Genomic DNA, 9902 nt, shown 5'->3' with positions numbered 1-9902 from the left:
GCTATGCCTCAGGGGGTGGCCAGACCTGCCCCTGCCAACCTAAGGCCATTGTCTCAGGAAAGCCCCAAAACTTCAAGTCCTGGGCTGTGGATATGGCGCATCTGTGGACTTATGGATAACCCCTTCGGGGTTACCCACAGGGTCCACAGATGCTTGGACAACGCTACGCGTTGACCACATATCCACAGCCCCGGCGACGACTATTTATTCGACAGTATATTTCTTGGAGTCTATTGTGATCTCAGCTAAATTATACGAGGGGGATTGTAAATTGGAGGCAGCTTTAAGCGTGAGCACTTTGGTACCTGCTAGCATTATATTAGAGGCTTTAAATCTATCTAAGACGTTTTATACAGAGCGGGGAAAGGTTTGGGCTTTACACAATGTTTCATTTGACGTAAAGGAAGGCGAGTTCGTGAGTTTAGTAGGACCAAGCGGTTGTGGCAAGACAACCGTACTACGTATTATAGCCGGTTTAGATAAGCCTAGTGAAGGCACGGTTAAGTTACGGGGAGAGGTAATTCAGAAAGCCAATAAGGACCTCGGTTTCGTTTTTCAGTCGCCTAATTTACTACCTTGGCGAACTACTTTCGCAAACGTCATCCTCCCTTTGGAGGTCTTGGGAATAAACACCGCCGAGAATCGTCAACGTGCACATGATTTGCTTAAACTGGTTGGGCTTTCCTCTTTTGAGGATAAGTTCCCTCGAGAACTCTCCGGCGGTATGCAACAAAGAGCTGGGATCGCAAGAGGATTGGTGCATGACCCATCTATTCTTCTCATGGATGAACCTTTTGGAGCACTTGATGCAATTACTAGGGAAATGATGAATTTTGAACTGCTTTCGATCTGGGAAAAGAGCAAAAAAACTATCTGTTTTGTAACACATAGTATTTCCGAGGCGGTGCTCTTATCTGACCGTGTATTGGTGATGAAACCATCACCTGGAGAAATTATCAAGGAAGTCGAAATAGACTTACCGAGGCCGCGTACCATGGAGATGCTTACGGAACGAAATTTCCTAGATCAGGTTCAGCAGATTAGAGATCTCATTGGTAAATATTACATAATTTAGATATCCTTGAGGTTTTATTAGGTCTGGACTCCTAGACTATGATAGGCAAGTTCAGGTAGTTTGAGAGGAGTTGATTCTTGTGGCCGAGGCTTTGCAGCCCGATTCGTCTGCAAGTTGGGAAAGCGTGAAAGCGAAGGAGCGAGGAAGAAATCTTTGGGAAAACGTAATTGTCTTTAGTGTACTTATTCTCGTAGTAATGGTGGCCGAATTTGTTATTAAGGCGTTTCATATACCCGGTTGGATCATACCGCCACCATCGGCTATTGTCTCAACACTGATGAGCCGCTTTAGAGACATTATCCTCCCAGAGGCAGTCGTGACTCTTAAGGAGGTCTTTGGAGGGTTCGCCATTGGAGCATGTCTTGGCATAGTTTTGGGGGCTTTTATCGCACAATACAAGTTTTTGGATAAGCTTCTTTCTCCGTACATTTTGACGCTCGTTACCATGCCCACTGTTGCTTTAGTGCCTCTCCTCATGTTGTGGTTTGGGTTCGGAATTACGACTAAGATTATTGCTGTTGTGATTGCATCATTTCCTCCCATTATGATGAATACAATTACTGGTTTACTCGGAACAGAATCTCTTCAACTTGACCTAATGAATTCTCTCGGTGCATCTAAATTGCAGACTTTTATCAAGGTGAGATTCCCTAGTGCACTTCCTTCAGTATTTACGGGATTGACTATTGGAGGAATCGGCAGTGTGGTTACCGCTGTGGCCGCAGAGTTTGTTGGAGGATCAAGGGGGCTAGGGAATCGGCTGATCTACTTTGCCAGTACCTTAGAAACGACGCTACTATATTCGTTGATTTTGGTCTTAGCGTTAATTGGAATTGGGATATACCTGACTATCAGCTATCTTAGAGGGAGGGTGGTACGATGGGTGCGGTAGGGGGTCAGAATAACGAGATATGAATTGCGATGACTGGGGGGATAAACGAAGACTGAATAGCAATCTGACAGAATTATGCTGAATATGAGAAAGGTAAAGACTTGACCTCTACTTAATCTAGGTATTTGCTACCATCGCTACGACTGAGGGGGGATGTATGAATAAAAGAGAAGGTTAGCTACTAACGATGTATATGGGTTAAGACTAAATTCATTCACAAAAGGGGGATAAAACATTATGGTGGACCCGCGAAAACAAAAACTGTTTGTGACCTTCCTAGTAGTTTTGATGTTGGGCCTTCTCATCTTCGGTTTCGCGGTACCTACTTTGGCTGCTGGAAAACTTGAGACAGTAAAAGTGGTATTTCCCCGGGCACGCGAGCTTGCAGGGGAGGATGTATATCTTCATATAGCAAATAAAATGGGGTATGCTGCCGAGGAAGGCATTCAGTTTACATTCGAATCGGCTCTGGGAACCGTTGATTGTACTAAGTTAATATCAACCGGGCAGGCTGACGTAGCATATCCTTCGAGTTACGTGGCGATTACAGCTCGGTCGAAGGGACTTCCTATTAAGATGATTTATGATACCCTCCAGACGAATATCTTCGGTTTTGGCGTTCGCCCCGATAGTGGTATAAAGAGTATCAGGGACCTTAAGGGAAAGAAGATTGCACTTGGTGATTCGGGATGGACAGTAATTGCCGCCCCGATCTTAAAAGCCGCGGGGCTTACTGAGAAGGATGTCGAGTGGGTTGTAGCGGGAGAAGGCAGGCAATTGGCGGTATGGGAAAAGAAGACGGATGCAGTTTTAACATGGGAAATGGAGTATCAAAACTGGGCAAGTTCCGGAATTAGCCTCCGTTTTCTTGCCGGGCAGGATTACTTAGATTACCAAAGTAATGGCTTGACTGTCTCGGATGCGTTGATACAAAAACGTCCGGACCTTGTGGAGCGTATCGCGCGAGCGGCAGCTAAGGGGGCTGTTTTCTCATTAGAGAATCCCGAAGCTGCGGCGGAAATTGCCCTTGAAACCTTCCCGGGTGTCACCCCGAAGAGTTTCAAAGGTATGGTGGATGTAGTTAAAGCGCTTAATGCACTGATGGCTCCTCCGTGGACAAAGGATAAGGGCTTAGGTGTTTGTCTGATGGAGAAATGGCAGAAACAGATCGATGACATGTATGCTGCTGGGGTGATCCTAAATAAAATCCGGGCAGAGGATGTTGTCTCCAATCGATTCATTAAAGCGGCAAATGATTTTGATCATGAACGAATTCGTCAGGATGCCAGAAACTACGTTTTAAAGAGGAAATAGCATTCCATAGGGGTAGGTACCCCCACTACTATAACTGCAAATTAATCTATGGGGGTACCTACCTGAAGAAACATCGGAAAGGGGTAAACTAGATGGAAGCTTATGATGATTCCAACCATAACCTAAATCCTGAAATATCTAGGTATATTGTAGATGCCTGTAACAGGCTAAAAGATGAGCTTATTGAGCTATGTCAAGGGCTCGTGAGGATTCGAAGCGTCAATCCTAACTGTGCTGGTGTAGATAGAGACAAAGAACTTGGCGGCGAAAAGAAGTGTAATGAACTGATACGAAAAATCTTAGCACCAGTGGGTGCACGTGTCGATATGTTTGAGAAGGAACCAGAACGAACTAATCTCGTAGCGGTATTTAAGGGTACCGGTGGAGGTAGGTCTCTGATCTTCAATGGACATATTGATACAGTCCCTGTTGGAAATTATTCTGACTGGATGTGGGGAAACCCCTTCAGCGGAAATGTTGAGGATGGGAAAATCTATGGGCGCGGTGCCTGTGATATGAAGGGTGGGGTTGCAGCCCAAGTTATCGCCGCAAAGGTTATTGCAGAGGCAGGTTGCAAGCTGAAGGGCGATTTGATCGTTGAGAGCGTTGTTGGTGAGGAAACGATGAGCCACGAATTAGGTACCACCGCGACAATCGAACGTGGTTATGTTGCCGACGCGGCTATCGTTTCGGAACCCTCAGGCCCGCCTGTCCACCTCGCCATAGAGCCTGCTACTGCTGGCCTTTTTTGGATGAATGTAACATGCATTGGTAAGCCAACTCATTCCTCAGTTAGGTGGGAGCTAGTTCGCCCTGGCGGGGGAGGGTCAGAGATAGGTGTAAATGCTATTGAGAAGGGTACCTTTATCTTAAGAGCACTTCAAGAATTAGAACAGCAATGGGGGATTACGAAGAGACACCCGCTTTTTAAACCCGGACAATTCACAATTCATCCTGGTGTTATTGTAGGAGGACCTCACGGAGTACTAGATCCATTTATTGTTTCTGAGTACTGCAAGATAGATTATGCAATCTGGTTCCCCCCACAAGAACCAGCAGAAGATATTAAACGTGAGATCGAAACCTATATCAATCATGTAGCGATGCTTGATCCTTGGCTTGCTGAACACCCTCCGAAGATTGAATGGGTGGAATACTGGCCAGCGGCAAACATTGATAAGGATTCGTCTATTTGCCAGGTTTGCGCATCTGCCCATGAGTTTACAACGGGTGCACCGGTGACATATCAGGGCTTTACGGCGGTTTGTGATGCTGCATTCCTTGATCTTAAGGGTATCCCCAGTATAGTCTACGGTCCAGGTGATATACTAGTTGCCCATTCGATCAATGAATTTGTAGAAATTGAGGAGTTAATCACCGCTGCTAAGACGTACGCCGTCACCGCGGTCAATTGGTGCGGAGTCGAGTGCTAGATTCCGTGTGGAATATTATATGATATAACGTGGCCTGATATCTGTTACGTTACGGTATCCACAGGAGCTTACTCAGGGGATTCTCATAGAATTCTTATATGTTGAAGGGAGTACTAACTTACCGTCGACCTATAGTAATCTAGGGCTTTCTCGAGTAGCCTCCTGTGGACCTAGCCTAGATTTGAGTAGGGGGAGTCAGTTGATGTTACCTCATGTTATGGTGGCTCCTCATCGTTACGTTCAAGGTGAGGGAGTTTTACGGGATGCAGGTACCTATGTTAGTATGCTAGGTGATAGGGCTTTGGTACTAGCTGACCCTATTGTATTACAGTTGGTGGGTGAGTATTTTACCAGAAGTCTCGTGGAAAAGGATATAGAGCCAACCATATCGGAATTTAAAGGGGAATGCTCTGAAAGCGAAATTAATCGGCTTGTCAGCGTCGCCCGGGAAGCCCGAAGTAACGTGGTCGTTGGTATTGGTGGGGGCAAAGCACTAGATACGGCCAAGGCAGTTGGATTTTATCTCAATATACCGGAGGTAATTGTACCGACTATTGCCTCTAGTGATGCTCCATGTAGCGCCGCTTCTATCCTATATTCGAATGAGGGTGCCTTTGATAAAATACTATTCTATAAGAAGAGCCCTGAGATGGTTCTAGTGGATACTCGGGTAATCGCCAACGCCCCTAGTAGATTTTTAGTGGCAGGGATGGGGGATGCTCTGGCGACGAAATTTGAGGCTGAGGCCTGTTTACAGGCGAATGCTCGAAATACTCCAGGGGGGTTAGCCTTATCTGCTGCTATCGCCTTGGCTGACCTCTGTTTTAAAAATGTTATACAGTTTGGTATTGAAGCCAAGCTAGCAGTTGACCACAAATTGGTCACACCCGCCGTCGAGAGGGTAGTTGAAGCCAATATTTTACTTAGTGGCCTTGGATTTGAAAGCGGGGGCCTTGCGGCAGCGCACTCTATTCACAACGGGCTCACTACGTTGCCTCAAACTCATTGCTTCCTACACGGTGAGAAAGTCGCCTTCGCTACAATCGCTCAACTTATCATGGAGGGACGGCCTTTGGAACTTATAGGGCGAATAATATATTTTTGTTCGTCTGTTGGCCTTCCTACAACACTGGCTGATATTGGATTAGCCAACGTTACGGAGGATGAACTTAACATGGTGGCTAAGGCGGCGTGTGCCCCTGGGGAGTCAATTCACAATATGCCATTTCCAGTTGACCCTGGTGCCGTTAAGAATGCACTTTACGCAGTAGATGTGTACTCAGGGTTGTGTAAGTCTCACGATTATGCTGAGGTTGAGATGGATTGTGGTTCATGGTAGATGCGGTATTGATTTAGTAAGCTCATACATCTGTAGAGGCTGGTTGCGGTTACGACTTGGATATCGACAATGACCATGAATCTAACAGAGTATTACTAACCAATGTGCATTTACGACACATAAGTCTACAAAACGGAATGTTAGATTCTAGAGAACGCAGGAGGTTATAGTAATGAATAATACAGTCAGAGTTGTGAGAAAAAATGAAGCCAGGATATTCATGGAGGGTGATGAGCAATGTCGCGAGTATATCAAGACAGAAAAGATACTATTTGGAACTTCAACGCTATTTCCAGGCCAAAAAGGTGCAGTTGATCATGGTCATCCCAATTCCCACGAAGTTTTCTATGTAGTTTCGGGCTGCGTGGCTTGCCACATACCTGATAAGAATATCTATGTGGAACTGGGAGAAGGAGATATTGTATTAATTGAGGAAGGTGTGCCACACGTTCTCATCAACGTTGGTGATGGAAAGGCTGTAGTGAGTTGGAGTTGTGCGCCTACCCCGTAGGGTAGGTAGGCGATAGATCGTATTAATGCTTAAAGATAAAGGAGGCATCGGCCGAATGGATTATATCTTAAGCGTTGATCTTGGCACTACAGCTCTGAAGATCGCCTTATTTGATCGAGACGGGAATACCATGTCCCTTTCGACGCAGGAGTATCAGTTACTCACTCCAACTACTCTTTCAGTTGAACTTGGAGTAGAAACTTATTGGAATGCTTTCAAAGAGGGCATTAGAGAAGTACTAACTAAGGCAGCAATTCCTCCTAAAGACATTCGGACCCTGGGACTCTCTGCCCAGGGTGAAACGCTAATAGTCATAGGACGGGATGGAAAACCTCTCAGAAATGCTATCGTCTGGTTAGATAATCGTGCTCAAGAAGAGGCTGACATATTAGCTAGGGAGTTCGGACATGAAGCGTGCTATAAGAGAACTGGTCAGGTGAAATTTGTGCCTACGTGGCCCGCCTCTAAAATTCTATGGATAAAGCGAAATGAACCAGAAGTCTTTGAACGCACATATAAATATCTTCTTATTGAAGATTACTTCATTTATCGGCTAACCGGACAATTTGTTGCTGAGGGTTCGTTACTATGTTCGACAACCTACTGGGATATTATCAGCAAGCAATGGTGGCCAGAGATGCTCGAGTTTCTATCAATTTCACCTGATCAACTACCGCAAATCCGCGAATCAGGAGAAGTAGTCGGAACAATAATCCCTGGAGTCGCATTAGAACTTGGGCTGAGCCCTGATACGATAGTAGCAACAGGAGCACTAGATCAGGCAGCCGGAGCTATTGGCGTAGGAAATATTAAGTCAGGTATTTTCTCCGAGAACACTGGCGCAGCGCTTGCTATTTGTATGACGGTCGACAAACCGACATTTGATCCATTAGGACGAATGCCATGTCACTATCACGGGATACCTGATACTTATATGATGCATACGTTTACGACTGGTGGAATGGTTTTAAGATGGTTTCGTGACAATTTTTGTCAACCAGAAATGATCGTCGCTTCTTCTTCAAACCGTGATGCATATGATCTAATAGGGTTGGAAGTTAACCATGTACCAGCAGGTTGCGACGGACTTATCATGCTTCCGCACCTAGCCGGGGCTATGGCTCCTGAGTCAAATCCAAAGGCAAAGGGGGTGTTCTATGGTTTCACTCTTCATCATACAAGAGAGCATTTTGCCAGAGCAATTATGGAGGCTATTGCTTGCATTGTAAAGAGAAATATAGATGTGATCGAGGAACTGGGTAACTCCGTGTTTGAGGTTCGTTGTCTGGGCGGCGGTTCAAAGAGTAGAATATGGAATCAGATCAAGGCGGATTTGACTCAGCGGACTGTTCTTACTGCTAAGAGTAGTGAGGCCGCTTGTCTTGGTGCGGCGATCTTGGCAGGTAAGGCAGTCGGAATGTATCGAAATCTCGAAGAGGCTTGTTCTAACATGATTACCCTCGGGGAACGATTCGAACCTAACGTGGAGAACGCAGAAGTCTATTCCCGGGTCTATAAACAATACGTTCGCATCTACGATTCCCTCATTAATATATTTGCGGGTGAATGACGGAACATCTCTATCATTGAGTTTTATGAGCTCGTATAGTTTGCTGAATTATTGGTACTCATCCGGTTACCACACACGGGACCCTGAACGAATGACTATGTAAACTTATGAAGCGTGGTACTTTATGCTCTGGTTGAAATGCTAATTTTATTGTAACAGCTTCCTTTTTATGCTACTATAATTTGGGATATTTTAGTTAGAATATTGGATGCAACGTAGGAGCCTGTTGTATAAACAGAACCTCAGCCAACCAAATGGAGACCCTGCTCATTGGAATGGTCTACTTCTAGGTCAAATTGGGGTCTGTATATCGTTATGACAACTATTCAATTATCAAAGTGGAGTGACATGTTTTGCCCGCCACTCTATGTAATAGGCTTATAGGAGGTACAAGTAGTGAGACCTAGGTTAATTGTTATGTTAACACACAACGATCAAACAGTGCCAAATGCGTTGGAGGTTTTCGAGGAATGTAAAGATGCCCCAGTGGAATATTGGGGTTTTAAGGATGTAGGTCTACCGATTGATAAAATGAAAGAATTAATAAAAGCTATGAAGGATGCTGGTAAAACTACCTGCTTAGAGGTGGTAAGATATACCGAAACTGAATGTCTAGAATCTGCCCGCTTGGCCCTAGAATGTGGATTTGATTATCTGATGGGTACCATTTTCTATAGCTCAGTGAATGATTTGCTAAAGAACAGACCTATAAGGTATACTCCGTTTTGTGGAAGAGTAAGTGGCAGTCCGAGTGTGCTTGAGGGATCCATTTTAGAAATAATCGACGACGCAAAGAGGATAGCAACGTATGGAGTTGACGGATTTGATTTATTAGCCTATAGGTATGTGGGTGATCCAGAAGAATTAACCCGTGAATTTATTGCTGAAGTAAATACCAAAGTGATTATGGCAGGAAGCATTGCAAGCTTTGATAGATTAGATCGGGTGAAAGAACTGAACCCATGGGCATTTACGATCGGAAGCGCATTTTTTACTAATAAGTTTGGAAAAGATACATCCATTCGTGAACAAATCGAGAAGGTTGTGGAATATCTTAATAGATAGCTTAATACAGGAGTTCGTCGGTTGTGGCCAGCAATTCCCATTATCCGAGCATAGTAAAGACCATGAACCTGGGCCTAAATCCCTGATAGGCTTGGGATTGAACAAAAGTTAGTCTGAAGTTCCGCCAGAAAGCGATACTGTCGGAACTTCAGACTAGGGCCTCAGCATCGCCAGCGAATTCGCTCGCGTTCAATGCGATGCAGGTAAAACGACCGGTTTAGAGGTGGTTCGCTGTCCAGAACGGGAGTGTCTCGAATCGGCGGAGTTTGCTCTGCAACGCGGCTTCGATTACCTGTTCGGTACGATTTACTATGATTTACTATGATTCCGTGCACCAAATGTTGAAGAATGAACCGCTAAAGTATTACCCCTTCTGCGGAAAAGTAAGTGGCAGCCCTTCAATTCTCGAGCCTACATTTCGCACCCCTAAGGGATATGCGGTGACATTTTTTGAGGTCACATGTGAAGGTGAGATTTTTAGTAACAATTATACATTTATAGGGTTATCTGGTATATATTTACTTGTACTTTCCCCTGCTTTTATGTACAATGGAGGCGGGGGTGTTTCCTATGGTTCCATCCTTGAAGATATTTCACGCTGGGCCCGCTCCTCTTATCTCGGCATTGTTCGATGCCCTTGGGATCAGTAAGACTCTGGATTCTGTCCTTGCCTGGGACGAGACTCAGTGTAAGCTGCCTCCAT

The 9902-nt window shown here is 45.1% G+C and carries 8 protein-coding genes; all 8 read left to right on the top strand.

Annotation, left to right across the window (positions count from 1 at the left end; all coding sequences use genetic code 11):
• Positions 1–313: 313 nt before the first annotated feature.
• The 8 genes from HPY71_15030 to HPY71_14995 all read left to right on the top strand — a co-directional run bounded on the left by HPY71_15030 (position 314) and on the right by HPY71_14995 (position 9199).
• Positions 314–1075: an ABC transporter ATP-binding protein gene (locus HPY71_15030; protein NPV54804.1), complete on the top strand. Its 762-nt coding sequence runs from the start codon at positions 314–316 to the stop codon at positions 1073–1075.
• Between the two features lie 124 nt (positions 1076–1199).
• Positions 1200–1967, top strand: a complete 768-nt coding sequence (locus HPY71_15025) for an ABC transporter permease (GenBank protein ID NPV54803.1) — start codon at positions 1200–1202, stop codon at positions 1965–1967.
• A 237-nt stretch (positions 1968–2204) separates the two neighbouring features.
• Positions 2205–3281 carry an ABC transporter substrate-binding protein gene (locus HPY71_15020; GenBank protein NPV54802.1) on the top strand — a complete coding sequence of 359 codons (1077 nt, stop codon included), beginning with the start codon at positions 2205–2207 and terminating at the stop codon, positions 3279–3281.
• Positions 3282–3373: 92 nt separating this feature from the next.
• On the top strand, positions 3374–4714 hold the full coding sequence (locus tag HPY71_15015; GenBank protein NPV54801.1) for an ArgE/DapE family deacylase: 1341 nt from the start codon (positions 3374–3376) through the stop codon (positions 4712–4714).
• Between the two features lie 202 nt (positions 4715–4916).
• Positions 4917–6053, top strand: a complete 1137-nt coding sequence (locus tag HPY71_15010; GenBank protein NPV54800.1) for a glycerol dehydrogenase — start codon at positions 4917–4919, stop codon at positions 6051–6053.
• 172 nt (positions 6054–6225) lie between these two features.
• Entirely contained in the window at positions 6226–6564 is a 339-nt protein-coding gene (locus HPY71_15005) for a cupin domain-containing protein (protein NPV54799.1), read from the top strand.
• A gap of 55 nt (positions 6565–6619) precedes the next feature.
• Positions 6620–8134 carry an FGGY-family carbohydrate kinase gene (locus HPY71_15000; GenBank protein ID NPV54798.1) on the top strand — a complete coding sequence of 505 codons (1515 nt, stop codon included), beginning with the start codon at positions 6620–6622 and terminating at the stop codon, positions 8132–8134.
• A gap of 417 nt (positions 8135–8551) precedes the next feature.
• Positions 8552–9199, top strand: a complete 648-nt coding sequence (locus tag HPY71_14995; protein NPV54797.1) for a hypothetical protein — start codon at positions 8552–8554, stop codon at positions 9197–9199.
• Positions 9200–9902 lie beyond the last annotated feature (703 nt).

Source organism: Bacillota bacterium (genome assembly GCA_013178125.1).
Taxonomy (GTDB): Bacteria; Bacillota; SHA-98; order Ch115; family JABLXJ01; genus JABLXL01.
Note: the sequence above shows the minus strand (reverse complement) of the source record. Positions and strands in the feature narration are given on the sequence as shown.